Source organism: Actimicrobium sp. CCI2.3 (assembly GCF_035019065.1).
In the GTDB taxonomy this organism is placed as follows: domain Bacteria; phylum Pseudomonadota; class Gammaproteobacteria; order Burkholderiales; family Burkholderiaceae_D; genus Actimicrobium.
The window spans coordinates 17366-42918 of sequence record NZ_JASJWR010000033.1 but is presented as its reverse complement, the minus strand read 5'-3'; the positions used below and the strand labels follow the sequence as shown (position 1 = coordinate 42918).

Below are 25553 nucleotides of genomic sequence, written 5' to 3'. Positions count from 1 at the left end.
CACATTTAAGTTCGTTGGTGCAATCGTTCAAATCCAATCTGAATTGGTAAATATGAGTATTACGACATCGGCAATACGTAGAATTTCAGGACAAATTTATCAGTATCAAGTGATATTGAAAAATAGCGCACAAATTTCATAGTAATTATTTGTAGCCTTAGAATAACTACTAAATAAATATTACATGTGATATTTTATTCTAAGAAACAGAAATAATTTCTTGTTGAGGTCATTGATAAAGAAAAATTTGGAGCAGTAAATTTTTGGATTAAAACTTATATAGCGCAATCGCTCCAAATACTTTTAGAGATGTTGTATTAAAGGCGGAAATCCAATGGCAATCTTTTTTTCGTAGCGGACTCCGTTACAAATTTATGAAAAACTGGATGTTCGCTCCATCAAAACAGCAAAATTAAAACCGTAATAAAAAACTTTCCAATATATACAATTATTTCATCCTTAGTTCAAAGTACTTCTTATGTAGAATTAAAGCCGAATAATTCTATTCAAAAACGGTAAACGCCTCACTTTAATCAACAATTTGATCACCCAATAAGGCATTTTTGTTAGTAATATAATCAGTATCCATAACTTAATTTTAACTCTTATTGAAACGAAGCGGTCTTCAGCAACCCTTTTTGAATATTTAATCAAAATAGAATTAATTTCATCTCGATGCTCAGAATTAACCCTTACGGCTTTAACAGCATCCAAAATGAACAGATTTCCGAAGCGAGGCATCAGACAATCTCGAAAATAGTAACGAACTCTTTCTACCTCATTCGGAAACATTGGAATAAGCTTCTCAAAATACCGATACCGACTACGAATCATTTTAATTCCATAAGATGTACTTGCCATGTGAATACACCAAACAGTTACTGGTTTATCGACGAAATAATTACTATATCCTTTTCTAAAAAGTCTCATGAACAAGTCGTCATCTTCGTAGCCAGTAAATTGAGTATCAAAGCCACCAATCGCATTGAATGCTTTTACGCTGATGAGCGAAGCCGAAGGTAGAACAAACATGTCATTGCGCAGTAAGTCAAAGATTGATCGTTTAGGATGCACAGAATGATCTTTTACCATACTTGTGCGCACTATATTGCCCTCGCCATCAGCCTCGTGCAGATCACCATAAACGAAACCAAGTCGATTGTCGTTCAACGGTATACCTTCAAGTAATATTTCAATGTGATAATCAAGGTAAAAGTCATCTTGATCAAGGAAAGAAATATATTCACTATTGCAAGCCGCAACACCGATGTTACGCGCAGATCCTTGGCCGCCATTTTCTTTATCTATAATTTTAAAATGGTATTTGTCTTGTAACTGATAAAGACTTTCTTGTTCTTCCGCTCTAGAGCCGTCATTAACTACAATAATCTCGTCGGCGGAAATCGTTTGCGACATAACGCTAATTAGTGCACGCTCAATAAAGCTGGCTCCATTATAAAATGGAATAATAACAGCTACTGTCTTTTTTGATAAAATGTTTTTCATTTTTTTCGATTATTTCAAATCTGATGGTATAAATTAATGGCATCTTCAACTCCGCCATCAAATACTATGGAGCCGTGCATTAAAAGCAATGCCCTATTGCATGTTTTTCTAATTAATTCAAATGAGTGACTAGCCAAAATCAAAATTTCGGCTTTCTGAACCAAAGAACTCATTCTTGCTTCCGCTTTTTTATTAAATTGCTCGTCACCTACTGATAACCATTCATCCATCAAAAGGATTTCGGGCTGTAAAACTGTGGAAATAGCAAATGCCAAGCGCATGTTCATGCCGCTTGAATAAGTTCGTATAGGAAGATCAATAAACTGTCCTAATTCAGAGAACTCAATTACTTCATCTATATTCTGTTTGATTTCTTTTTTATTTTGACCAAGTAAAGCACCGCGTATAAAAATATTTTCACGCCCAGTCGATTCATGATCCATACCAAGTGATATATCAATTAACGAAGATATTCGTCCATTAATGACAGCTTCACCAGCAGATGGGATATAAACACCTGCCAAGACTCTAAGCAAAGTACTTTTTCCTGCTCCATTAGGGCCTATTAGTGCAACCCTTTCACCACTTTGGATTGAAAAAGTAACGTTAAAAAGCGACTTTACGACCACTCGCTGATTTGTATTAGAGTCCACCCTCCCTCCAGTTACGGATTTAATAAGGTGTTGTTTCAATGATCTACTTTGAGCCTCATAGATTTCAAACTCTACAGAAGCATTTTCTAGTTTTATATTTGCCATTTTATTTTTACTCTTATAGCCAATAGGCGATTTTATTTCTGCAAATACCGTAGACTGACAAAGAAACAAGCCAACCAATGATCGCAATGGCTATGCTAACTAACCAGCTAGTGGCGCTCGGAGCTATCCCAAGTAAGGGCGAGCGAACAATTTCTAACATGTGATAAAAGGGATTCCAATCCAACATCAAGGTGCTAGCTCTAGCTGGTAATAAGTGTGGCATCCAAATAATTGGCGTTAAGTAAAAAATAACTTGGAATAAATTTTGGACTAATTGGGGAATATCGCGAAATCGAGAACTCATTACCCCAAGCAATAGTGCCATCCACGTTACATTTAACACTAGCAAAAGTATTCCTAGCAAACTAAGTAAAGCAATAGGATATACAGGCTTCATAAAAATTCCATAGACAAGTGGAAGAATTATTAAATTATGTCCTAAAATTACTCCGTTACGCCAGATGACTCTAAAGACATGAATTGGCAAAGGTACTGATAATTGTTTAATAATGGCTGCTGAGGAAATGAATGATGTACAACCCTCGGTAATACAACTAAATATGAATCCCCATAGCATTAACCCCAAAGTCAAAAAAGGGAGAAATTCTGTAATTGGTGTTTTAAAAATACGTCCAAAAACCAACCCAATTGTAAGAATCATTACTCCCATACTTATGGTGAGCCAAAAAGGTCCTACTTTTGATCTTTTGTATCGCTGCTTGACGTCCTGCCATCCCAACATGAAGAAAAGCTGGTTTCTAACTAAGCTTTTGGTAACGTCATCAAATGCACATATTAAATTATTCAATTTTAATCCAGTCGTTCAAATATCATTAATCAGCGTTCTCATAAAAGACAAGCCTACTAAAAAGCATTAAATACTAAAATTAAGTTAATAATTTAACGTTAAATTTTTAGGCTTTTTGTTTAAGAATAGCATAATTATTATTTATACTAAAAATGATCTAACGTTAAGAAATAAGAAATTTATTTTTCTTAATAATTTAATATTTTAGCAAGACTTAAATTTTTAGTATCTGTAATAATCGATGCCTCTTATAAAATATAAAAATATTTAACGGCTTCCACATATTAATTTCTAAACAATCGATACAATTTTTATAGTAATTTCGACCTAATTAATGTCAGCCACTAGACTAAGGTAACAACATGTGAAAATCTCATCAATCTCGATAAATTTCAGGAAAAAAATATTCTTCAAATAAAAACTATTTTTTTGATCCCTCTATTGAATTGCGTCGATCAAAGAATATAAGGAGCGCTATTATTTGAAAGAGTGTTCGTCTAACAACCTTCCTTGCTGGTCTTTTGCGGACAAAGCCGGCACACCTTCAATTGGCCATTCAATGCCGATCGTTGGATCATTCCACGCAATACTCCGCTCAAACTCCGGTGCCCAATAATCAGTCGTCTTGTAAAGAAACTCCGCCGTCTCCGACAGCACCACAAAGCCATGCGCAAAGCCTTCCGGAATCCACAGCATGCGTTTATTCTCCGCCGACAATTCAACGCCAACATGCTGCCCGAAGGTCGGTGAGCTTTTGCGGATATCGACCGCGACGTCAAAGACCGTACCTTGCACCGCCCGCACCAGCTTGCCCTGTGGCTGCTGGATCTGGTAATGCAATCCGCGCAAGACATTCTTCGCCGAACGCGAATGGTTGTCCTGGACGAATTGCACGTCACGTCCCACCGCCTCGTTGAACTGGCGGCTATTGAAGCTCTCAAAAAAGAAGCCGCGCTCGTCACCGAACACCTTGGGTTCGATGATCAGGACGTCGGGAATGCTGGTTGCGATGATGTTCAACGGATGGTCCCTTCTTTCAACAAGCGCAGCAAATACTGGCCGTAGCCATTTTTTGCCAGCGGCTGCGCCAGCTTTTCCAGTTGTGCCGCGTCGATGAATCCCTTGTGATAGGCGATCTCTTCCGGGCAGCATACTTTGAGGCCCTGCCGATGCTCAATGGTCTGAATGAAGTTGCTAGCCTCGATCAAGCTTTCATGGGTGCCGGTATCCAGCCACGCATAGCCCCGCCCCATGATTTCGACATCGAGCTGCTTGCGCTCGAGATAGACGCGGTTGAGGTCGGTGATTTCCAGCTCGCCACGCGCCGACGGCTTCAGGTCTGCCGCAATACTGGCGACCTGATTGTCATAAAAGTACAGGCCGGTGACGGCGTAATTGCTTTTTGGATTAGCGGGCTTTTCTTCGAGGCTGGTGGCATGCCCTTGCGCATCGAAATCAACGACGCCATAGCGCTCGGGATCCTGGACGTGATACGCGAAGACGGTCGCGCCGCTGGTGCGGGCATCGGCTTGCTCCAGCTGCTTGTGCAAGTCGTGGCCGTAAAAAATGTTGTCGCCAAGGACCAGTGCGCTAGGCGCATCGCCGATGAAGTCCTTGCCGATGATGAAGGCTTGCGCGAGACCATCCGGACTCGGCTGCACCGCATACTGAAGATTGAGGCCCCAGGCGCTGCCGTCGCCGAGCAATTGCTCGAAGCGTGGCGTGTCTTGCGGTGTCGAGATGATCAGGATGTCGCGGATACCTGCCAGCATCAGGGTGCTGAGCGGGTAATAAATCATCGGCTTGTCGTAGATAGGCAGCAATTGCTTGGAGACGACTTTGGTCACCGGATACAAACGGGTGCCGGAACCGCCAGCGAGGATGATGCCTTTGCGTTGTGTCATGGTGGCCTAGAGAATTTCGGTGAGCATGCGCGCAACACCAGTTTGCCAGTGCGGCAAGGTCAGGCTGAAGGTCTGCTGCAGCTTGTTGGTGTTGAGGAGCGAGTTATTGGGGCGCGTGGCGGGCGTCGGAAACGCGCTGGTCGGCACCGGCAAGATCGCCTCTTGTGCAACCTTGATGGCAACGCCCGCCTGACGCGCGAAGTCAATTACAAAGCTGGCGTAGCCGTGCCAGTTGGTCTGACCACCGGCCACCAGATGATACAAGCCGCTGACGTCGGAACGCTGCAAGGCGGTGCGGATGGCGTGTGCGGTGACATCCGCGAGCAAGTCGGCACCGGTCGGTGCGCCAATCTGGTCATCGATGACAGTGAGGCGATCGCGCTCTTTGGCCAGACGCAGCATGGTCTTGGCAAAGTTGCCACCGCGCGCTGCGTACACCCAGCTGGTGCGAAAGATCAGATGCTTGCAGCCAGAGGCACGGATTGCGTCTTCACCTTCGAGCTTGGTCTGGCCGTAGACACTCAATGGTCCGGTGGGACTGGTTTCAATCCACGGCTCGTTGCCACTTCCATCGAACACGTAGTCGGTCGAGTAATGGACGAGCCAGGCACCGAGTTGTTGGGCTTCCTTTGCCAGCATGACCGGGGCCAACGCATTGATGGTGCGCGCCAGCTCGGGCTCGCTTTCGGCTTTGTCGACGGCGGTGTGGGCGGCGGCATTGACGATGATGTCGGGGGCAATCGCACGGATGGTTTCGGCGAGGCCGTCCAGGTTCGTGAAGTCGCCACAATAATCGGTACTGTCGAAATCCACCGCGACCAGTTCGCCCAGCGGCGCTAGGCTGCGCTGCAATTCCCAGCCAACTTGCCCGCCTTTGCCCAACAGCAGGATCTTCATGCGGCGCGCTCGACGTAGTTCTTTTCTACCCATTCCCGGTAGCTGCCGGATTGGACGTTGGCAACCCATTCCTGATTGGCGAGGTACCACGCGACTGTCTTGCGGATGCCGGTGTCAAAGGTTTCGGCTGGCTTCCAGCCCAGTTCGCGTTCGATCTTGCTGGCGTCAATCGCGTAGCGGCGATCGTGGCCGGGACGATCGGTGACGTAGGTAATTTGTTCGGCGTAGCGTTTGCCGTCAGGACGGCCGCGCAGTTCGTCGAGCAGCGCGCAGACGGTATGGACGATGTCGAGATTGGGCTTTTCATTCCAGCCGCCAACGTTGTAGACCTCGCCCACCCGACCAGCTTCGAGCACGCGGCGGATCGCGCTGCAGTGATCCTTGACGTACAGCCAGTCGCGGATTTGCTGGCCGTCGCCATAGACCGGCAGTGCTTTGCCTGCCAGTGCATTGACGATCATCAGCGGGATCAATTTTTCCGGAAAATGGAACGGGCCGTAATTGTTCGAGCAATTCGTGGTCAGGACCGGCATGCCGTAGGTGTGGTGATAGGCGCGGACAAGATGGTCGCTGGCAGCCTTGCTGGCAGAGTACGGACTGTTGGGTTCGTAACGATGCGTCTCCGTGAAGGCCGGTTCGTCCTTGGACAGGGAGCCGTAGACTTCGTCCGTCGACACATGCAAAAAACGAAATTCCGATTTTTTATCCACCGACAATAAATACCAATAGTTGCGAACAGCTTCCAGCAAACGGAAGGTGCCGACGACATTGGTTTGAACAAAATCTTCTGGCGCGTGAATCGAACGGTCGACGTGGCTTTCGGCGGCGAAGTTGAGGATGGCGCGGGGCTGGTGTTCGGTCAGCAGTTTGGTCAGCAGTGCGGTGTCACCGATGTCGCCGTGAATGAAGATATGGCGCGGGTCATTGGCTAGGCCAGCGAGGTTTTCTCGGTTGCCAGCGTAGGTTAGCAGGTCGATGTTGACGATTGGCTCATCGGATTGCGCCAACCAGTCATTGACGAAATTTGCGCCGATGAAGCCGGCACCGCCTGTTACTAGAATCATTTATTGCCTTTCAGGGCCTGTTAATCCGGAGCGATTTTCGCTGCATTTGTGGCCATGCGGCGCCTCTTCCGGTTGGCTAGTTGGTCGTTTTCGTGAGATGCGGCGGGTAAGCAGCCATTACTGTTATCTCGAAAACTGCCTGATTTTACCTTAGCAGCACCCCGCCCCTGAGGTTTTGCCGACTAATTATTACAAATAGCCGATGCAAGGACTGCTACAAAATCAGGATCAATTTTTACGGGTGATGTTTCGAGGAAATTGCTGTTGATTCCGATGGACGAGGGCAAATCAAATGGGGAGCGCCGGCTTGGGGGTCTAAGCCAGACACCGACATGTGGTTTAGGCATCGTAGCGGCACCGAAAAAGCTCCAGCGAATGTCATTGTCCTGCCTACATCCCCTGATTGTCCGCCGTCTATTCTTTGGTGCTGATGCGGCCGTAGGCGAACGTTGCCATTTTGTTTGTCCCTTTTAACTGGAAAAGACTACTTGCAGCGTGTTCAATGTCACATCCAATGTTTGCTGGTCCACCGCACCAAATTTAGTCACTAGCCGCGTTTTGTCTACGGCCCGAAGTTGATCCAGCAAAATCAGACCGACTTTCCCGCCGTGCGTAATAGGAACGCGAAATGGTGCAGACCGACTCCCAGTTGTCATCGGAGCGATGATCGCTGTGCGCAAATGGTCATGCATTTCTGGTGGCGATATGACGACACAGGGCCGAGATTTTTGAATCTCACTACCGACAGTCGGATCCAGATTAACGAGCCAAATATCACCTCGTGCCACTGTCACCATGAAAGCAATGCGTCATCAGCATTGGCATATTCTGGCATCACAAGCACATCGTCCCCAGCGAGCGCGATGGCCTTGCTCGCATCGGCCCATCCGGACCGATTTGGTCTGGCGGGCACACGCACAACCATTGCGCCATCAACGACTGAGACGTCGGCCTCGGTTTCAAGACCGAGCTGCGAAAGAATTGATGTCGGAATGATGATGCCCTTTGAATTTCCAATGCGACGGATTGCGATAAGCATAACTCCCCCTAGAGTAGGAACAATGTTATTACGCTTACCGACTGAAGTCAAAAGTAGTGTTGAAAATAGCTATTGGAAAGCAACCAAATGCTATTAACAAAAAGCGCTGTTTTTTCCCAACGAGCTAGGGGCTTCTGCGCCGGGGCCGCATCAGTGGACCGTTTTGCGAATCGTGCATTACGTCGGGATCAGGCTTTCGGCAAATCAAACACCAGCACATGCGCCTGCTTGGCATCCCCAAGGCTGAGCTGCGCTTCTGCCGTCACACGCACCGCATCACCCGCTTCGAGCCGCATTCCATTGACGACAACCTCCCCGGTCGCGACATGCACGTAGGCGAGGCGTTCCGGATCAAGCGACAGACTGGCACTTTCGACACCATCAAACAAGCCTGCGTAGACACGGGCGTTCTGATGCACGACGACCGAGCCGTCACGCCCATCCGGACTGGCGATCAGGCGCAGAAGGCCGCGCTTTTCTGCGTCATCAAAATGTTTTTCTTCGTAACCCGGTGCGATGCCTTGCACATCCGGCTCGATCCAGATCTGCAGGAAATGGGTCGCGCGATCCTTGGCGTGGTTGAATTCCGAATGCATGACACCTGTACCGGCGCTCATGCGTTGCACATCGCCCGGACGGATCACGCTGCCATTGCCGATGTTGTCCTTGTGTGCCAGTTCGCCATCGAGCACGTAGCTGATGATTTCCATGTCGCGATGGCCGTGCGTGCCAAAGCCGGCACCGGCATCGACGCGGTCTTCGTTGATGACGCGCAGCGGACCGAAGCCCATGTGGGCCGGGTCGTGATAGCTGCCAAACGAGAAGCTGTGGTGGGAATCCAGCCAGCCGTGGTTGGCGTGGCCGCGGTCGGTGCTTTTACGAATTTGCAGCATGGTGGGGTCCTTTTATTGGCGTTGAAGATGAATTTGATACCTGCACTATAAGCGCTGGACGGAAACGGGTTGGGGCTTGATGCGTTCGGCATTCTCAACACGAGAGATCGTCATACTGGTTTGCTGCTGCGGTTGAAGGTTTGGATCAGGAAATAGTAGTTTGTAATTCTTGATGTCTTCCTCGAAGGCATTGCATCGTAGGAGCGACTCGTAGACATCATTTCGGGCCAGACTGTAATTAAACGCGATCGTCCAGGCGCTTGAATTCCTTGTCTCGACCGAGGACAGTTGCCAGCGCGCGGCAGTTATCGCGGAGCTCATTGAATCGGTACTCAAAAGGTGATCTATTTTAGCCAAAAGGAGTTTGTCGGAATTTTTGTGGATTGGTTCTTGTCGCGCAGGCGAAACGTCTGAAAAATGTAGTTTGCTCTCCGATTTTGTCGGATTTCTGTATTTTTCTATGAAGAGGAGCGTCTTGTTTGAACTATCTGCGTATATGTTTGCGTCGCGCATAGTGCGCACATTCGTGCGCCGGCATCTGGCGTGCAACCAACTGCCTGACCGATGGAGCTGCCGGATGCGGGTCAACGCGTTAACTCGAGTCATGGCGGACGCCAATACTAAGAGACATCAAGCTGGGTGGGCCGTTTGCTGCGCCTCTTGCCCTTTACGGAGGTCAGAAACTCGGGTCTTTTTGGCCATACGATAGTGGGTTTGTATATGGCATCGAACTGCTTGGTTGCAGCAAGTTCGTGGAGGAGCCTTGTCCGGGCAGCTTGTTTCCGGCAGACTCAACGAATGGCGCTTTGCGCCAGAAACATCATGAGATCAAGCGTGTATCGACAGGGCCTGATCTTTTACAACATGGGCAGCCATGCCGCTATAAACGTACGAACAATTTAATTTAACGGAACTTCGACTTTCCATGACCGAATCTGACTTGATTGCACTGCGTCCTTATGCCAGCAAGTACATCTGGTGGAAAACGCCAGACGAGGCAATGCTCATGCCCGAGCGCGTGGTCGCGCAAGTGATGAATATTGGCGATTACAGTGATGTTCAAGCCGTTGCCAACCGCATTGGCGAAACGTATCTGCACGATGTCCTGCAACACGCCGAGATTGGTCAATTCTCTGAACGATCCTGGGCTTATTGGCATTATCGACTTGGGCTGATATCGGCGATTGATGTGATGCCGGCAATGCCGAAACGGAGGATTGAATAATGGGTCGCTTTAAACCGTGGATGGCTATTCTTCCCGAGGCTCAACGGCAATTGTGGAGCGAGTTACAACCGACGCAAGCGCTCGGGTTCGTTCTTTATGGCGGGACTGCAATTGCATTACGACTCGGGCATCGGCAGTCAGTTGATTTCGATTTTTTTACCGAAAAACCGCTAGATAAAAAAGCGATATTTTTTGCGTTTGATTTTTTGCAACAAGCGATTACCCTGCAAGATGAGCCCAACGCTTTTACCGTGTTGGTGCCAGCCGGTGAACTATCCGATCAGCAGGTCAAGATATCCTTCTTCGGCACCATTGGTTTCGGTCGTGTTGCCGCTCCAGACTTAACTGAAGACGGAATCCTGGAAGTTGCGTCGATGGATGATTTGATGGCAACCAAAGTGAAGGTCATCCTTCAACGAGTCGAAGCAAAAGACTACCGGGATATCGCAGCGATGATCAATGGAGGGGTGAGCCTATCGAAGGGACTCGCCGCTGCGAAAGCGATGTTCGGACAGAGTTTCCAGCCTAGCGAAAGCCTGAAAGCGATGGTGTATTTTCAAGGTGGCGACCTTGATCAACTGACTTCAGATGAAAAAAAGACCTTGATCAATGCTGCCAGTAACGTTCGTGACCTGCCAGATGTGACGATCACATCACGGCAACTGTCGTTATCGACGAAGGCCGGCCTCCCTTAATCGCTCTACAGATACTTTTAATTTACGCACCCCCTTCGGCACCATGCCCAGCAACACCGCCCTGCGCGGCTTATTCTTGTTTGCCAGCGCTGTCGCAACCGCCGGTTCGACCGGAGTAGCACACAAGGTGTACTAACGGCTGGGCATTGCGCTAGGTTCGTTAGGAGCGCTTACTCTGCTGCGATGCTGGCAGGGACATTCCGAATGGTCGACGGATGTTGGTGTTAGCGACCGCGCCCAAGGCATTCGGTGCAATGCCCTGCGGTTATTGCACCCTACGCGAATGAGGAGGACAACACCAGCACAGCGCAAAACGAAAACAAAGAGCTACCGCATTGAATTTGCGGAGAGTCCTTTGCTCCCGTTAGTCCACCCCAAAAAACGTCTTACCCCTTCGGCACCCCACCCAGCAACACCGCCCTGCGCGGCTTGTTCTTGTTTGCTGCCGCGGTTGCACCAACCGTTTCAACCGGCGCGGCAATGCTAGGCTCGTACGGTTTGGAAAACCACGGATCAACTTTTTCGCGGCGCTGGAAGGACGAGCGCGGTGCGTCGCCGCGGGCAGATTCCGAGTGGCTGGAATCTTCACGGAAAGGCCGTGGCGAACGCACTGGCCGCTCCGTGAGTGCCTCTGCTGAAATGGCACCTGGTGCAACGGCAACTTCCGCGTCACGTCGCGGCCGCCGTTCGGCACGCTCTACCGGTGGCGTATAGCCAACCAGCTCTGCCGGGACAAACTTGTGCTTGATCAGCTTTTCGATATCCAGCAGTAGCCGCTCGTCCTTGATCGTGTAGAGCGAAATCGCATCACCGGACGCACCGGCGCGTCCGGTACGGCCGATACGGTGAACGTAGTCTTCGGCGTTATACGGCAAGTCGTAATTGATCACGCAAGGAAGGTCGGAAATATCGAGGCCACGGGCGGCAACATCGGTCGCGACCAGCACGTCGATCTCGCCACTCTTGAATGCGTCGAGTGCTGCCATGCGTTCGGACTGGGTCTTGTCGCCGTGAATCGCGGAGGCCTTGACGCCACCTTTTTCGAGCTCGCGCGCCAGTCGTGATGCGCCGATCTTGGTGTTTGAAAACACCAGTACCTGCTTGAGCTGGCGACCGCGAATCAGGTGTGCAACGATGTCGCGCTTGGCATCGTCGCTATCGACCTTGTAGACCACTTGCGTGACGCGGTCCGCGGTCTGATTGCTGCGGGCGACTTCGATGGTGACGGGGTTGTCGAGAAAACTGCTGGCAAGCTTCTTGATGTCGCCGGAGAAGGTCGCCGAAAACATCAGGTTCTGGCGCTTCTTCGGCAGCAAGTTGATGATGCGTTGCAGGTCGGGCAAGAAACCCATGTCGAGCATGCGATCCGCTTCGTCCATGACCAGAATCTGGGTTTGCGACAGGTTCAGCGTTTTTTGCTGAACGTGATCAAGCAACCGCCCCGGTGTCGCAATGACGATTTCGACACCGGCGCGCAAGGCAGCCGTTTGCGGGGCCATGTCCATGCCGCCAAACACCACCGTCGAACGCAATGGCGTGTGACGGCAATAGGCTTTGACGTTTTCAGCAACCTGATCGGCCAGTTCGCGTGTCGGGGTCAGGATCAGTGCCCGCACCGGATGGCGCGCGGGTGATGCGCTACTGTTGGCGTTCGCCAGCAGCAACTGGATGATGGGCAAAGAAAAACCGGCAGTTTTGCCGGTTCCGGTTTGCGCTGCACCCATGACGTCACGGCCTTGCAGTACGACCGGAATTGCCGCAGCCTGGATCGGGGTCGGATGCGCGTAGCCTTGGTCAGCCAGGGCACGCAAGATTTCTGCGGACAGTCCGAAGTCCTCAAAGCGGAGGGCGGGTTCGCTGTCAGGAGCAGCGTCAGTCTGTAAGTCAGTCTGGTTGTCAGTCATGATATATGGTGGGCCTCCCGTGAGTCGAACACGGCACCAACGGATTATGAGTCCGCTGCTCTAACCAAGCATGAGCTAGAGGCCCATTTTCTTTCGTGCGGATTTGCATCCGCGAGTTACGTCTGGCTCAGTGAACCAGACAAATAATCAGGTCAGCCACTGCGAGACGAACTGTACCGTGATTCTACCCGGTCGTCCCGCAAGGCCATCATTAATTTCCTTCGAGGAAGCTCTTCAGGCGATCGGAACGCGACGGATGGCGCAATTTGCGCAACGCTTTCGCTTCGATCTGTCGAATCCGCTCGCGCGTCACATCGAACTGCTTGCCGACTTCTTCAAGCGTGTGATCAGTCGACATCTCGATACCGAAACGCATCCGCAACACCTTGGCTTCACGCGGCGTCAGCGAGTCGAGCACATCCTTGACCACACCGCGCATCGACGCATGCAACGCCGCATCGGCGGGTGCCAGCGTGTTGTTGTCTTCGATGAAGTCACCCAGATGCGAGTCGTCGTCGTCACCGATCGGCGTTTCCATCGAGATCGGCTCTTTGGCGATCTTCATGATCTTGCGGATCTTTTCTTCCGGCATTTCCATCTTGATCGCCAGCGTGGCGGGATCCGGCTCGGCACCTGTTTCCTGCAAGATCTGACGCGAGATACGGTTCATCTTGTTGATCGTTTCGATCATGTGCACCGGGATCCGGATCGTGCGGGCCTGGTCGGCAATCGAACGCGTGATTGCCTGGCGAATCCACCAGGTGGCATACGTTGAAAACTTGTAGCCACGACGGTATTCAAATTTATCGACCGCCTTCATCAAACCGATGTTGCCTTCCTGGATCAAGTCGAGGAATTGCAGCCCGCGGTTGGTGTACTTTTTCGCGATCGAAATCACCAGTCGCAAGTTGGCTTCAGTCATCTCGCGCTTGGCCTTGCGGGCCTTCATTTCACCAGCCGCCATGCGACGGTTGATCGCGCGCAGATCCAGCAGCGGCAGGACGACGCGAGCTTGCAGATCAAGCAGTTTTTGCTGCAGTTCCTTGACCGTTGGCACATTGCGACCAAGGATCACGCTGTACGGATGATTGCCGCTGACTTCGCCATCGACCCAATCCAGATTGGTTTCATTACCCGGGAAGACTTTGATGAAGTGACTGCGCGGCATGCGGCATTTATTGACAGCGACGTCGAGGATTTGCCGTTCGATGTGACGGACTTCTTCGACCTGGCCGCGCAACGTGTCGCACAACTTCTCGACCACTTTGGCGGTAAAGCGGATTGCCAGCAGTTCGCTGGAAATCGCTTCCTGCGCCTTGATGTACGCCTTCGAGTTGTAGCCTTCTTTTTCGTAGGCTTTGCGCATCTTGTCGAACTGCGTCGAAATCGCCTGAAACTTGACCAGCGATTCGCGCTTGAGTTGCTCGATCTGCTCGGCAGTAAAGCCGGCCGCGCCGGAGGCGTTGGTTTCTTCTTCGCCGCCCGACTCTTCTTCTTCGGCTTCCTCTTCGTCGGCTTCCTCGTCGTCGTCTTCGCTCACGACTTTCGGCGGTGGCGGGATGACGACTTCGATCACCAGCATGTCGACCAGTCCATCGACAATTTCATCGATCTTGGTTTCGCCATTGGTGATGCGCTCGGCAGCAGCAAGAATTTCGGAGATGGTGGTCGGGCAGGCAGAGATCGCCTGGATCATGTCTTTCAGACCGTCTTCGATACGCTTGGCGATTTCAATCTCGCCTTCACGGGTCAGCAGTTCGACCGAACCCATTTCACGCATGTACATGCGCACAGGATCGGTGGTGCGACCAAAATCGGAATCGACCGTCGACAGCGCGGCTTCCGCAGCGGCCTCAGCTTCGTCATCACTGGCAACCGTCGCAACGTTATCGGTGAGCAGCATGCTCTCGGCATCCGGCGCATGTTCGTAGACGGCGATACCCATGTCATTGAAGGTACCGATGATGCCTTCGATGGCTTCCGGATCGACAATGTTTTCCGGCAGGTGATCGTTGATTTCGGCATAGGTCAGAAAGCCGCGATCCTTGCCGAGCTTGATGAGGGTCTTGAGCTTCTGGCGACGCCGCTCCAGCTCTTCTTCGGTGGCTTCGGTGTCGGATGAAAACGCATCTTTGAGCAGCGCTTTTTCCTTGGCTTTGCGATCCTTGGCCTTGGCCTTGTCGACCGCTTTCAGCTCGGCGCGCTCGACCGCATTGAGCGCGGCGACTTCATCGTTTTCGGGCTGGAATTCTTTCGGCTTGCGACCGCGCCGGCCTGGCACTTTAATCGATGGCAAGATGTAGCCGGACGTGTCGATTGCCGCCAGCGTCGCCGCATCGGTGGTCTGACTCACCGTGGCAGTAATCATCACGTTCACGCCAGGCCTGTTCTCGACGACTGCTTCGGCTTTGGCATCCACCTTGGAGGTGGCGACCTTGGCGGCAGGCTTGGCGGCGATTTTGGTTTCGGATTTCTTGGTTGTCACAGGAGCTTTCAATTGCGCTGATACCGGGGTTGCAGCCAATGCGGATGCAGCGTTGGTCGTTGCCTTGGAGCCGGACTTCAGGGCGGCGTTAGTCGGTGGTGTCGTTGACTTGCCGGACGGTGTTTTTCCTGGGGCGACGCGAGCCGGCTTCGCGGGCTTTGCCAGCGCGGCCTCTTCCACAGGGATCGTCGCGGTTTTCGCGGTTTTCTTCATTGCGTTTGCCATGGATCAACTACCAAAAGGTTCTGGATACGGGTGGCATTGCACGCGCTTTTGCGAACAACATCACCGGCATCACAACTACGCACTGTTTTTGTTTTCGCCCTGCGCTGCGACTGTCGCAACGCCGGACAACTGCTCTGCGGCCTTGCATCAGAGGCCCGCCAGAATACCATATGACGTTGTTTTTCCTGTCCAAAGTGACCACTTCGCACACTGGAAAATTTTCGCCACCACCTGCCACAGTGTTCGACGCGAGGAGGATCGCCTTTATCGCCGGCCGATTTCTGCCTCAGCTTCGCGTCGCAACTGCTCTTGTTTCTGGGTCAGCTCACGGTAACGTGTGCGTGCTTCATCATGTCCCATTCCACTCGCGGCCAGCTGATCAAGCTCGGCCTTGAGCACCTTCATTTTTGTCTGCCTGACGGCACCAGCCAGTTCCAGACGGGCGGAATCCCGATCCGACTCCGGCTCGGCAGCGACCTCGGCAATCATGCTGTCGAACTCCGGACCCGCTGCCCGCAAATGCTCGGACAACATCGCAAAACTGGCTTGCCCACCCATCTCTTGCCCCGCAACCACTAACTGCATCAACATCACTGCACTATCTGGCACAAAATGCAGCATCGCATCGAGTGCATCCTGGTCCAGATCGGCAGCCAGCACGGGATGGGCCACCAGCAACCGCATCACTTGCAGTTCCAGCCCGACCGGTGCGGTGCGCTTCCCGCGCGGTGGTGCGGCGCGTACACGGGCAGCCGGACTGGCCAGGTCAAACAGGGTTTCGATCTCGGTCGGCGTGGTTTGAGTCAACTGCGCCAATCCGCGCACGATCTGCAACCGCAACGACGATGCCGGCATCGCCTGCAAGAGCGGCTTGGCCTCAAACTGCACTTTGGCGCGCCCTTCCGACGTACTCAAATCATTTTCTTCACTGACCACTTTCAACAGGAATTGCGACAAGGGCATAGCATCCTGCACCTGCTGTTCAAACCCCGCCGTGCCGTGCTCGCGCACGTAACTGTCCGGGTCGTGCTCCGACGGCAGGAACAAGAACTTGATGGTCTTGTTGTCGGCCGCATAGGGCAAGCTCGCCTCCAATGCCCGCCTGGCTGCACGCCGTCCCGCTCCGTCCCCGTCGAAACTGAAGATCACATGATCGGTTTGACGTGACAGTTTTTGAACGTGTATCGCCGTACATGCCGTACCGAGCGTCGCCACCACTTGCGGAAATCCCAGCTGGGCCAACGCCACCACATCCATGTAGCCTTCGGTCACCAGCACATATCCCGCATCGCGAATCGCCTGCCGTGCTTCAAACAACCCGTACAACTCGCTGCCCTTTTGAAATAAGGGCGTCTCCGGAGAATTCAAGTATTTCGGCTCGCCATTGTCAAGAATACGGCCGCCGAAACCAATTACCTGCCCCTTGGTATTTCGTATTGGAAACATTATCCGGTCACGAAACCGGTCATACCGTTTCCTGTTGCCCCCTTCTTCATCGGTCCGGTCAATGACCAGCCCGGCTTCCACCAGCGCGGTCAATTCATAATCCGGGAACACCGACCGCAAACTATCCCAACCGTCCGGCGCATAGCCAATTCCAAAACGGGCAGCAATTTCACCCGTCAGGCCACGCCCGATCAGGTAGGCCTTGGCCCGCTCGGCGGTGCGCAACTGCAACCGGTAATAATCACAGGCTTGCGTCATTGCCTCCGACAGAGCCAGACTCTTGGCCTGATATTCGGCGCGCTGGGCCGGCGGCATCTTGTCATCGCTCTCCGGAACAACCATGCCGACGTTTTGTGCCAGATCCTTGACCGCATCGACGAAACCCATGCCCGAATACTCGATCAGGAAACCGATTGACGTGCCGTGCGCTCCGCAACCGAAGCAGTGATAAAACTGCTTGGTCGGACTCACCGTAAAACTAGGCGACTTTTCATTGTGAAACGGGCACAAGCCCATGAAATTGGCGCCGCCTTTTTTTAGCTGCACGTAGCGCCCGACCACGTCGACGATGTCAACACGGTTAAGCAGGTCCTGAATGAATGATTGCGGTATCAAGGTTGCGGTATCAAGGTGGCGCTATTACGCCTTGGTCAGCGCGGCTTTCACCAGTCCGGACACGGCAGTCATGTCGGCACGACCGGCTAGCTTTGGCTTCAGGATGGCCATCACTTTGCCCATGTCCTGCGGTCCGGCAGCACCACTTTCCGCAACGGCAGCAGCGACTTCAACTTGCACTTCAGCTTCCGATAACGACGCTGGCATGTAAGCGACCAGAATGGCCAGCTCGGCTTTCTCGATATCGGCCAGATCCTGGCGTGCACCCGCTTCAAACTGACTGATCGAATCCTTGCGCTGCTTGATCATCTTTTCGATGATGGCGAGAATCATGGTGTCGTTCAACTCAACCCGCTCGTCGACTTCCTTCTGCTTCATCGCAGCGGTAATCAGGCGAATCGTCCCAAGCTTGACGACTTCCTTGGCGCGCATGGCGGCCTTCATGTCGTCAGTAATCTGTACTTTCAGGCTCATGGTGGCTCCGGTCAGTCAAAAAGCGAAAACCCGCTGCGGACTTGCACCGGAGCGGGCTTGCGTATTAGCCGCAGTACTGAACTACCGTACATGCGACCAAATGAATCAGAACAATTTTTTAGGCAGCTGCTGGCTACGAATGCGCTTGTAATGACGCTTGACTGCGGCGGCGAGCTTGCGCTTGCGCTCTGCGGTCGGCTTTTCGTAGAATTCCCGCGCACGCAGTTCGGTCAACAGACCGGTTTTTTCAATGGTGCGTTTAAAGCGGCGCATGGCGACTTCGAAAGGCTCGTTTTCTTTTAGGCGAATAGTTGTCATGTGTTAGGTTTTTAAACCGACGATTCAAGGGAAGACGGCGAGTCTATCAGAAACTTTTATCCAAAGGAAGCCCATCGGTCGAATTATCTGCACTAATTACTCCGCCCTACACCGCCGAGCCTGCGGCAAAGCCGGATGCCCAGGCCCACTGAAAATTGTAGCCGCCCAGCCAGCCAGTAACATCGACCGCTTCGCCGACGAAGTGCAGGCCCGGCACGCGGGTCGACATCATGCTCTGCTGCGACAGTTCGCGGGTATCGACACCACCGACCGTGACTTCTGCCTTGCGATAGCCTTCCGAGCCACTCGGGATCACGTTCCAGGCATTGAGCGAATCACCGAGCCGGCGCAATTGCTTGTCCTGCATGTCCGCCAGCTTGGCTTCCGGATCGAAACCATTGGCTGCGAGCCAGCCGGCCGACAGGCGTGCGGGCAACAACTGCGCGAGCACATTGCCCAGATTTTTCTTGATGCTGCCCTTGCTGTTGATCAGCTCGGTACCAAGATCGGTTTGCGGCAGAAAATTGACCATCAACGGCGTGCCCGGCTGCCAGAAACTCGAAATTTGTAGAACGGCAGGCCCCGACAGGCCGCGATGCGTGAACAGCAGGTCTTCGAGGAAGGCCGCACGCGCTTTCTTGCTCCCCGTGCTGACATCGACTTCCAGCGCAATGCCGGCCAGTTCGACAAACGGTTGCCATGAATCCGGATCGAAGGTCAGTGGCACCAGCGCAGGACGCGTGGTGATCATCTTGAGGCCGAACTGGGTGGCGACGCGATAGGCGAAATCGGTCGCGCCGATCTTCGGGATGGACAGGCCACCGGTGGCAATGACCACGCTGGCCGCCTCGATCAGGCCTGCGCCGGTATCGATCGCAAAACCACTCTCATTTTTGGCGATGCCATTGACCTTGCACGGCATGCGCCAGCTGACCTGCCCGACATCGCATTCTGCCTTGAGCATCACGATGATGTCTTCGGCCGAGTTATCGCAGAACAGCTGGCCCTTGTGTTTTTCGTGATAGCCGATCCGGTAACGCTTGAGCAGGCTGATGAAATCCTGCGGCGTGTAACGCGATAGTACACTTTTGCAAAAGTGCGGGTTGTCCGACAGGAAATTGGCCGGACCTGCTTGCAGGTTAGTGAAATTGCAGCGGCCGCCACCGGAGATGCGGATTTTTTCGGCCAGCTTTTCGGCATGATCGATCAGCACGACCTTGCGTCCGCGCTGACCGGCCACGGCTGCCGTCATCATGCCGGCCGCACCGGCACCGATTACTGCCACATCAAAATGCTCTGCCATCAACTCGCCCGGATGTCGGAAAAACCGTGATTGTAAGCCAGCCAGTCATCAGATGGCCGGCATGACACCCGTCATCCACAACTGCGACGACAAGCGCATCAAGTCGCTGTGCGAACCGCGCTCGCGGAAGGTCGTGCGCAGCCAGCCTGCATCGTTGACACGTTCGTAGGCCAGCTTGCGCAAGCGACTCAACGCATCGACTTCGGCAGCATTCTGGGTATAACGGGCGAGGTCTTGCAGGCGCTCCAGCAAGTCGGTGGCGATGGCGGTCTTGGCCATGGGTCGACCGTCTTCGTCGAGTAGCGCCATGCAGCCTTCGAGTCCATAGCGGCTGGCTTCAAAACGGTTGTATTGATACAGCAGGTAATAATCGTCGTTGATCACCAGCGGCCGTTCAGTGAGCAACCAGCGCGCCAGCAATTGGGCGTAACAACCGAGCAAGGCGGCATGACCGGTTGTCAGCGGCGTATCGCAGACACGAATTTCAACGGTGCCAAATTCAGGCTTGGGCCGGATATCCCAGTAAAAATCCTTGATGCTGCCGACGACGCCAATCTGGCGCAGATTGTCATAGTAGTGTTCGAACTCGGCCCACGTGGTCATCACCGGCATCGTGCCGGACATCGGGAAGGCTCGCACCACCGTACTGCGCGACGAATCGAATTCGGTATCGACCCCTTGATAGAACGGTGACGCGGCCGACAGCGCAATGAAGTGCGGCACGAACCGCGCAAACCCATGCGTCAGATACATCGCATCGTCCCCGTTTGTCACGCCGACGTGGATATGCTGACCGAACACGGTGAAACTTTTCGCCAGGTAGCCGTACTTCTTGTGCAGATAATGGAAACGTTCATCGGGCGAAATACGCTGCTCGCTCCAGCGCTGGAACGGATGCGCCCCGCCACCCGCGACATCGATATTGAGCCGCTGCGCTCCATCGATCAGCGCCTGGCGCAACTGCTTGAGTTCCTCGTCGAGTTCATCGACCCGCGTATGCACTTTTGAATTGAGTTCGATCATGCCCTGCGTGATTTCGAGCTTGATCTGATCCTGCAAGGCGCGCGGTTCAATCAGGCCCCACAGGTCAACCGCGTCGGTGGCGAGGTTGTAGTTACGCCGGTTCACCAATTGCAATTCCAGCTCGATCCCCATGGTGAACGGGGCCGATGGCGTGAACGGCAAAATCGCTGCCGGGTGGAGTATCTCGGGTGCATTCATTGGCTTCTCCTTCAGGTCCGGCCACTTTCACCGGACAGTTTGAGTGCCAGTTGCGTCGCCACCGGCCCCATGAATTCCAGCACGATCAGGCAACCTGCCAGCATCGGTGCCACTTCGGCGGCGGTATGCGGATACAGGTAATGAATTTGCGCCAGACCCAGTCCGGCCTCCGCCATCGGCAACGTCGCCAGCGTCAGCAACGACGAATGCCGGAGGCTCAGTCTGGCCGCTTTTGAAAACAGAAAAATCCCGCACGCATTGGCGACAAAACGGGCCACGATCAGCACCGCCACCATACCCCCTATCGTGGTCAGGCTCGACAGACGCATACCGGCACCGATACTGATGAACAGCATCACAATGAACAATTCATTGGCGATACCGAATTCGAGCTCCATCAGATCGTATTGGCGATCGAGATTTTTCGACAGGATCGCAAAAATCAGCATCGTCAACAAGACCGGCAATTGCAACGCATGGGCCGCGCCGATGGTCAGCGTGATCACCGCAATGACCAGCACGAACTGGCTGCTGCGACGTCGCCCCAGCCAGCGCGCCAGCGGCATCATGAGCCAGTACGTCAGCGTTGCCAGCAGGACAGCACCGAACAGCGAGTACAAAGTATGTGTGACCAGCATCATCAACGGCGTACCACTCTCGGCAGCGACCACCGGCAGTAACGCATAAGCCACCAGCAAGGCGACGATATTATTGAGCGCCGTCATCGCGGCCAGGCGCCGCGTGATCTGGCCCTCCGCTTTCAGATCGCGCAGCACCACCAGCACGACGGCGGGCCCTGTCGCAATCGCCAGCACCCCGCCCAGCAATGCCAGCGTGGTCGACGTGCCGTACCACAGCAAGGCACCTGATACGAACAGAAAACACATGGCGGCGCACGCCAGCACTGTCGCCAGCAACCACTTCTCGCGCAGCAGCCAGCGCACGTCGACGTAGCGACCCAACTGATACACCACCAGCGCCATCGCCATGTCGGCAAAAATACTCGACACCTGCAGCACATCGCCCGACAACCAGTTCAGACCCCCACCACCCAGCGCAAAACCCACCAGCAGATACCCGGTAAGACGGGGTATCCATTTACTTTTCTGGACAATATGACCGGCGATCAGACCAAACAATAACAACGTGCCAAACAACAGCAATGCATTCCATTGAAGCGGCTGCAACAACGAAAAAGTAGGGAGAGACCATGACGGCATGGATGCTCCTGAAAGGGACTATGTTGAATGTTTGGTGCACGAAACCAAACTAAAAGAATTGCAATATGGCCAGAACCTGCTCCAGCCTCGCAAGCAAATGAATCAGCGTCTCGATTGGTCCGTTATGAAGTACAAAAGTTCCGAAAGCAACGGAAACACCACTCCGCCTTCGACCAACTAAAAATTAGGGTCAGAGTCAATTATTAATTAGGGTCAGAGTCAATTAAATCCCAGATCACTACGACTTGGAGCGTCAAAGTACGCCTGTTCGGTAGGTATTAAATTGGATGATATCGGCATCCACACTAAAAAAGCGGAAATTAATTGACTCTGACCCTAATTAATCACCCTTAAATAATAAAATTAATTGACTCTGACCCCAATTAATAATTGACTCTGACCCTATTTTTTTGATGCAAAGGCAGCGCGTCTTGCGACCGATCAAGTCGATTGCTGCGTCCGGACGAGCGAAGCCGTACTTTCAAAACCCACTGCCATCGCGGCTGAAACTCCGGAATTGAACTATTTGAGTGGCTTTGCTACTCACTACGAACTGACTTAACCGGATGGTAATCAGGAGCGCGGCGAGAGCTTGTCGACGGATACGCTAGCACTCGACATGACAGGCGAAATACGACTTTCGTTTATCTGGTTTGGTGGGGACCGTGGCAGCAGGCGTTGTTACCTGCTTTGTACGAATAGTTGTCGAATTCAGCTTTTTAATACATCACATGAAAATACCAGCAATTTATTCAAGCTCCCCGCCGACGCATTCCGCTACGGACGCCACTAACAATCTCGCGCCTGCTACAGGCGCGGGAAATAACGGTACGCCGCATGCTGCGAACAATGCCGGTCGCGCAGGCCAACGCACCTCGCCTGCCGGGTCTGCTACGCAGCTGGCGTTGCTGGCACAAGTCGCTGACATCAGTGCAGATCAGCCCGGCCAGGCAACACAGCCACCCCATGCCGCGCAAGCGGGCTCGACAGAAACGAATGCAGCACCAGACAACATCGACCTGCATGCGATCTGGTATTCGCCGTCGGCATTGCGGCCATCGAGCAGCCGGTCGCCGGCGTTTCAACGGGAGCTGGCGACCGCTTACCTGCAGCTCAGCGACAGCATGCATGGTGCGCCTCGCAATGTGCAAGCCCATCTCTGGACTGATCGGGTCAGCGAGTTCGCCTTGCACCATCCCCTGGTCGGGCCGAACGGTTCGGACATCGAGATTCCACACTCCATGCTGCGCATGGCGCGAGTGACGGTGCATCCCGAGCGTGATCTGCATGCGATGGTCGATGCCATTGCAGACCCTGCCGTGCGCAACACGGCCAGAAAGCTGTACTACCACCCGGCGAGCGAAAATATCGGGCTGCGCGCCGATATCTTGCGCCAGATCGTCACCACGTTTCACCAACGCAAAAAGACAACCGGCCGGGCGCTCAACGCATACGCCGACCGTGACACGCTCGGCAACATGGCCCGCGTGAGGGACGCGGCTGCGCTCGGTGATAACGACACGACACCGGCGGAAGGGTTGGACCGCGCAAAGAGGACGATCCGGGCGCTAGCGTTATCCCTCAACGCCCCCCAACGTCCGCCCTGTGTGATCCCTGACGCAATCGACGCCGAGGGCTACGCAACCCGAGGCAGGGAGAACGATCTCGTCGCAGCAGTGCCCGGGTCGGAACGTGCGTTGTCCATCATGGACGAGATGCTCAGCACCCTGCAAAATGTGCATTATGCGGGGCCACTGTCCGGGCCGCTGACCAGTGGAGAACTCGCCGACCCCGATCGTTTGAGATCGGCCATTCAATTGTGTGAAACGAACATTCGCTGGATGTTGTCCGATTTCGCGTCATGGCGCGCCGGCGTCACCATCCCGTTGCAGCAAGAGATAAATCCGAACAAAGCGCTGACGACATTTCTGCTGGCCGAGCGCGTACGCGGCATTCAACACCAGTTGCAGCAGCGCATTCATGCACTGGACCAGCGTGTAGAGGCATCCGACAGTGTCGACAACCGATTGCAACTCCTGCGCACTATCTCGTCGTTGAAGTCTGTGTACATGCACTACATGGAGTTCATCAACCTCTTCGTCAATCTATGCAGCTACACCCCTCAGGTAGTACGCACCACTACGGCAGGGACTAACGGCATCAACGATTTGTACAGGGAAGTCGTCAATGCCATGCCCGGCACGTTCCCCTCGGAGGGTTCGTGGCAAGGCTCCTTGACGTCGTCATTCGACCACCTCCAACCCCCGAGATTGATGTCGTACGAGCTCGGAGACGCTGACCAAACGATCCTGGAAATGCTGAAGCAACAGCCCGCGCGCGAAGTGTGATTCCAGCTCACGTCCGTGAATGCCTTAAACAACTAGGGTCAGAGTCAATTTGATAAATAATAAACAGGGTCAGAGTCAATTTTGCACTTAGCCAACCACGACGACCGGCAGACTGGTCCATGACGCAGCATGCCGATTGGCATCCATTGAATCGCGTGCAATTCCATTGCACACCATTCAATCAAGCATCGGTTCAGTCAACGGTACACTCAACAGCGCGACGTTCCCGCACCATCTTCGCCACCTGCAAACACTGCGTGACCTGTTCGCTGATGGCCGCCGGCACCGGTAGCTCGCCTGCCAGTACGCGTCGAATCCACAGCGCGGTGGTCTGGGCGTCGCGCTCGACCGGTACGTCCGGTGCGGCGTCGGCGACCAGTTGCTTTTCGACCAGTGTGGTGCGCTGGCCCTCGTGAAACCAGTCGATGCTTTGCGCACGCTTGACGCTGGCGACCGTTTCGCCCTCGGTGCCACGCATCAGGAACACATCGCCGCGCTGCGCCGGCGCAAGGGTGGTGAAGTAGCGTCCGAGCATGTCGAGGTATTCGGAATGGGTGTAGGACGACAACCGCAATACCGGTTCCTGAAAAGGCTGAATGATCTTGACCAGCGTGTGGGTCGAACTGCGCACGCCAAGAATGCGCCGCAACGACAGCAAACGCGCCATCTTTGGTGCCAGCACATCAATCGGCAGGAACGCCGGTGCGTGCTGCAAAAAACGGCCTTCAGCCTCGGCAATACTCTGCGCCACCGGCATGTCCAGTGCCGCGAAAATCTCGGCAGTGGTGACGCGCCCCGCATCCTGCAGCACGCCATGCACCAGCACCGGCGCACCTTGTCGCGCCAGCAAGATCGCCAGCAGCGGCGTCAGGTTGGGCAGCTTGCGCGCACCGTTATAACTGGGGATGACGATCGGTGCGTACTGCCCATCGGCCGGTGCCGACAACGGCGCAAACGAGGCTTCGGCGGCATCGAGGAATCCGGCGATCTCGTCAATCGATTCGCCCTTGATGCGCATCGATAACAGCACCGCACCGAGTTCCAGATCCGATATCCGGCCATCGAGCATGGCACCATATAACAGGCACGCGTCATCCCGGTTCATGCTACGCGCACCGTCCTTGCCGCGACCAATCACCTTGATGAAACGCGCCGCCGCCAGCGGCTCTTGCAGTTGACTATTTTCCATAGCCGAAGGGTACACC

The 25553-nt window shown here is 53.4% G+C and carries 22 protein-coding genes and 1 tRNA gene; 3 read left to right on the top strand and 20 right to left on the bottom strand.

Features of this window, described 5'->3' with window-relative positions; translation table 11 throughout:
- Positions 1–486: 486 nt before the first annotated feature.
- The 10 genes from QN370_RS16980 to QN370_RS16935 form a co-directional block, all read right to left on the bottom strand.
- A complete protein-coding gene (locus QN370_RS16980; protein ID WP_322128742.1) occupies positions 487–1506 on the bottom strand; it encodes a glycosyltransferase family A protein in 1020 nt (339 codons plus the stop codon).
- A 14-nt stretch (positions 1507–1520) separates the two neighbouring features.
- Positions 1521–2264, bottom strand: a complete 744-nt coding sequence (locus QN370_RS16975) for an ABC transporter ATP-binding protein (protein ID WP_322128743.1) — start codon at positions 2262–2264, stop codon at positions 1521–1523.
- A gap of 13 nt (positions 2265–2277) precedes the next feature.
- Positions 2278–3072 (bottom strand): ABC transporter permease, encoded by a 795-nt coding sequence (locus QN370_RS16970; RefSeq protein WP_323581753.1) that lies wholly within the window; start codon positions 3070–3072, stop codon positions 2278–2280.
- Positions 3073–3549: 477 nt separating this feature from the next.
- Positions 3550–4092 (bottom strand): dTDP-4-dehydrorhamnose 3,5-epimerase, encoded by a 543-nt coding sequence (rfbC, locus tag QN370_RS16965; protein WP_322128745.1) that lies wholly within the window; start codon positions 4090–4092, stop codon positions 3550–3552.
- Positions 4089–4976 carry a glucose-1-phosphate thymidylyltransferase RfbA gene (gene rfbA, locus QN370_RS16960; protein WP_322128746.1) on the bottom strand — a complete coding sequence of 296 codons (888 nt, stop codon included), beginning with the start codon at positions 4974–4976 and terminating at the stop codon, positions 4089–4091. The genes rfbC and rfbA overlap by 4 nt, the downstream gene beginning before the upstream one ends.
- A gap of 6 nt (positions 4977–4982) precedes the next feature.
- The gene (gene rfbD, locus QN370_RS16955) at positions 4983–5873 is read right to left on the bottom strand and encodes a dTDP-4-dehydrorhamnose reductase (protein ID WP_322128747.1); all 891 of its coding nucleotides are present in this window, start codon (positions 5871–5873) and stop codon (positions 4983–4985) included.
- Positions 5870–6937: a dTDP-glucose 4,6-dehydratase gene (gene rfbB / locus QN370_RS16950; RefSeq protein WP_322128748.1), complete on the bottom strand. Its 1068-nt coding sequence runs from the start codon at positions 6935–6937 to the stop codon at positions 5870–5872. Before rfbB ends, rfbD begins: the two co-directional genes overlap by 4 nt.
- A gap of 470 nt (positions 6938–7407) precedes the next feature.
- Positions 7408–7734: a type II toxin-antitoxin system PemK/MazF family toxin gene (locus tag QN370_RS16945; RefSeq protein WP_322128749.1), complete on the bottom strand. Its 327-nt coding sequence runs from the start codon at positions 7732–7734 to the stop codon at positions 7408–7410.
- Positions 7728–7976, bottom strand: a complete 249-nt coding sequence (locus QN370_RS16940; RefSeq protein WP_322128750.1) for an AbrB/MazE/SpoVT family DNA-binding domain-containing protein — start codon at positions 7974–7976, stop codon at positions 7728–7730. The genes QN370_RS16945 and QN370_RS16940 overlap by 7 nt, the downstream gene beginning before the upstream one ends.
- A 188-nt stretch (positions 7977–8164) precedes the next feature.
- Positions 8165–8869: a pirin family protein gene (locus QN370_RS16935; protein WP_322128751.1), complete on the bottom strand. Its 705-nt coding sequence runs from the start codon at positions 8867–8869 to the stop codon at positions 8165–8167.
- Positions 8870–9794: 925 nt separating this feature from the next.
- Here QN370_RS16935 and QN370_RS16930 point away from each other — a divergent pair.
- Together QN370_RS16930 and QN370_RS16925 are read left to right on the top strand one after the other, a co-directional pair.
- Positions 9795–10094, top strand: a complete 300-nt coding sequence (locus QN370_RS16930) for a hypothetical protein (protein WP_322128752.1) — start codon at positions 9795–9797, stop codon at positions 10092–10094.
- Positions 10094–10789 carry a nucleotidyl transferase AbiEii/AbiGii toxin family protein gene (locus QN370_RS16925; RefSeq protein WP_322128753.1) on the top strand — a complete coding sequence of 232 codons (696 nt, stop codon included), beginning with the start codon at positions 10094–10096 and terminating at the stop codon, positions 10787–10789. Before QN370_RS16930 ends, QN370_RS16925 begins: the two co-directional genes overlap by 1 nt.
- A gap of 386 nt (positions 10790–11175) precedes the next feature.
- Here the strand turns inward: QN370_RS16925 and QN370_RS16920 are convergent, their stop codons facing one another.
- From QN370_RS16920 to QN370_RS16880, 9 genes are all read right to left on the bottom strand, one after another.
- Entirely contained in the window at positions 11176–12693 is a 1518-nt protein-coding gene (locus QN370_RS16920; protein WP_322128754.1) for a DEAD/DEAH box helicase, read from the bottom strand.
- A 6-nt stretch (positions 12694–12699) separates the two neighbouring features.
- Positions 12700–12778 (bottom strand) — tRNA-Ile (locus tag QN370_RS16915).
- A 126-nt stretch (positions 12779–12904) separates the two neighbouring features.
- Positions 12905–15391, bottom strand: a complete 2487-nt coding sequence (rpoD, locus tag QN370_RS16910; protein ID WP_322128755.1) for an RNA polymerase sigma factor RpoD — start codon at positions 15389–15391, stop codon at positions 12905–12907.
- A gap of 276 nt (positions 15392–15667) precedes the next feature.
- The gene (gene dnaG, locus QN370_RS16905; protein WP_322128756.1) at positions 15668–17464 is read right to left on the bottom strand and encodes a DNA primase; all 1797 of its coding nucleotides are present in this window, start codon (positions 17462–17464) and stop codon (positions 15668–15670) included.
- 24 nt (positions 17465–17488) lie between these two features.
- Positions 17489–17938: a GatB/YqeY domain-containing protein gene (locus QN370_RS16900; protein ID WP_322128757.1), complete on the bottom strand. Its 450-nt coding sequence runs from the start codon at positions 17936–17938 to the stop codon at positions 17489–17491.
- Positions 17939–18043: 105 nt separating this feature from the next.
- Entirely contained in the window at positions 18044–18256 is a 213-nt protein-coding gene (gene rpsU, locus QN370_RS16895; protein WP_008451879.1) for a 30S ribosomal protein S21, read from the bottom strand.
- Between the two features lie 106 nt (positions 18257–18362).
- Entirely contained in the window at positions 18363–19559 is a 1197-nt protein-coding gene (locus QN370_RS16890) for an NAD(P)/FAD-dependent oxidoreductase (RefSeq protein WP_322128758.1), read from the bottom strand.
- A 48-nt stretch (positions 19560–19607) separates the two neighbouring features.
- Complete coding sequence (locus QN370_RS16885) at positions 19608–20780, bottom strand: YbdK family carboxylate-amine ligase (protein ID WP_322128759.1); 1173 nt, start codon at positions 20778–20780, stop codon at positions 19608–19610.
- 11 nt (positions 20781–20791) lie between these two features.
- On the bottom strand, positions 20792–22000 hold the full coding sequence (locus QN370_RS16880; RefSeq protein ID WP_322128760.1) for a cation:proton antiporter: 1209 nt from the start codon (positions 21998–22000) through the stop codon (positions 20792–20794).
- A 905-nt stretch (positions 22001–22905) separates the two neighbouring features.
- Here QN370_RS16880 and QN370_RS16875 point away from each other — a divergent pair.
- Positions 22906–24348, top strand: coding sequence for a hypothetical protein (locus QN370_RS16875; protein WP_322128761.1), 1443 nt, complete (start codon positions 22906–22908; stop codon positions 24346–24348).
- 193 nt (positions 24349–24541) lie between these two features.
- On the opposite strand, the gene ybiB is transcribed toward QN370_RS16875, so the two are convergent.
- Positions 24542–25537: a DNA-binding protein YbiB gene (gene ybiB, locus QN370_RS16870; RefSeq protein WP_322128762.1), complete on the bottom strand. Its 996-nt coding sequence runs from the start codon at positions 25535–25537 to the stop codon at positions 24542–24544.
- Between the last annotated feature and the right edge of the window lie 16 nt (positions 25538–25553).

Bases quoted from the DNA above. Each gene is read 5' to 3' on its own strand.
- QN370_RS16980 (WP_322128742.1), bottom strand. From the start codon at position 1,506: ATGAAAAACATTTTATCAAAAAAGACAGTAGCTGTTATTATTCCATTT.
- QN370_RS16975 (WP_322128743.1), bottom strand. From the start codon at position 2,264: ATGGCAAATATAAAACTAGAAAATGCTTCTGTAGAGTTTGAAATCTAT.
- rfbA (WP_322128746.1), bottom strand. From the start codon at position 4,976: ATGACACAACGCAAAGGCATCATCCTCGCTGGCGGTTCCGGCACCCGT.
- rfbD (WP_322128747.1), bottom strand. From the start codon at position 5,873: ATGAAGATCCTGCTGTTGGGCAAAGGCGGGCAAGTTGGCTGGGAATTG.
- rfbB (WP_322128748.1), bottom strand. From the start codon at position 6,937: ATGATTCTAGTAACAGGCGGTGCCGGCTTCATCGGCGCAAATTTCGTC.
- QN370_RS16945 (WP_322128749.1), bottom strand. From the start codon at position 7,734: ATGGTGACAGTGGCACGAGGTGATATTTGGCTCGTTAATCTGGATCCG.
- QN370_RS16940 (WP_322128750.1), bottom strand. From the start codon at position 7,976: ATGCTTATCGCAATCCGTCGCATTGGAAATTCAAAGGGCATCATCATT.
- QN370_RS16935 (WP_322128751.1), bottom strand. From the start codon at position 8,869: ATGCTGCAAATTCGTAAAAGCACCGACCGCGGCCACGCCAACCACGGC.
- QN370_RS16930 (WP_322128752.1), top strand. From the start codon at position 9,795: ATGACCGAATCTGACTTGATTGCACTGCGTCCTTATGCCAGCAAGTAC.
- QN370_RS16925 (WP_322128753.1), top strand. From the start codon at position 10,094: ATGGGTCGCTTTAAACCGTGGATGGCTATTCTTCCCGAGGCTCAACGG.
- QN370_RS16920 (WP_322128754.1), bottom strand. From the start codon at position 12,693: ATGACTGACAACCAGACTGACTTACAGACTGACGCTGCTCCTGACAGC.
- rpoD (WP_322128755.1), bottom strand. From the start codon at position 15,391: ATGAAGAAAACCGCGAAAACCGCGACGATCCCTGTGGAAGAGGCCGCG.
- QN370_RS16900 (WP_322128757.1), bottom strand. From the start codon at position 17,938: ATGAGCCTGAAAGTACAGATTACTGACGACATGAAGGCCGCCATGCGC.
- rpsU (WP_008451879.1), bottom strand. From the start codon at position 18,256: ATGACAACTATTCGCCTAAAAGAAAACGAGCCTTTCGAAGTCGCCATG.
- QN370_RS16890 (WP_322128758.1), bottom strand. From the start codon at position 19,559: ATGGCAGAGCATTTTGATGTGGCAGTAATCGGTGCCGGTGCGGCCGGC.
- QN370_RS16885 (WP_322128759.1), bottom strand. From the start codon at position 20,780: ATGAATGCACCCGAGATACTCCACCCGGCAGCGATTTTGCCGTTCACG.
- QN370_RS16880 (WP_322128760.1), bottom strand. From the start codon at position 22,000: ATGCCGTCATGGTCTCTCCCTACTTTTTCGTTGTTGCAGCCGCTTCAA.
- ybiB (WP_322128762.1), bottom strand. From the start codon at position 25,537: ATGGAAAATAGTCAACTGCAAGAGCCGCTGGCGGCGGCGCGTTTCATC.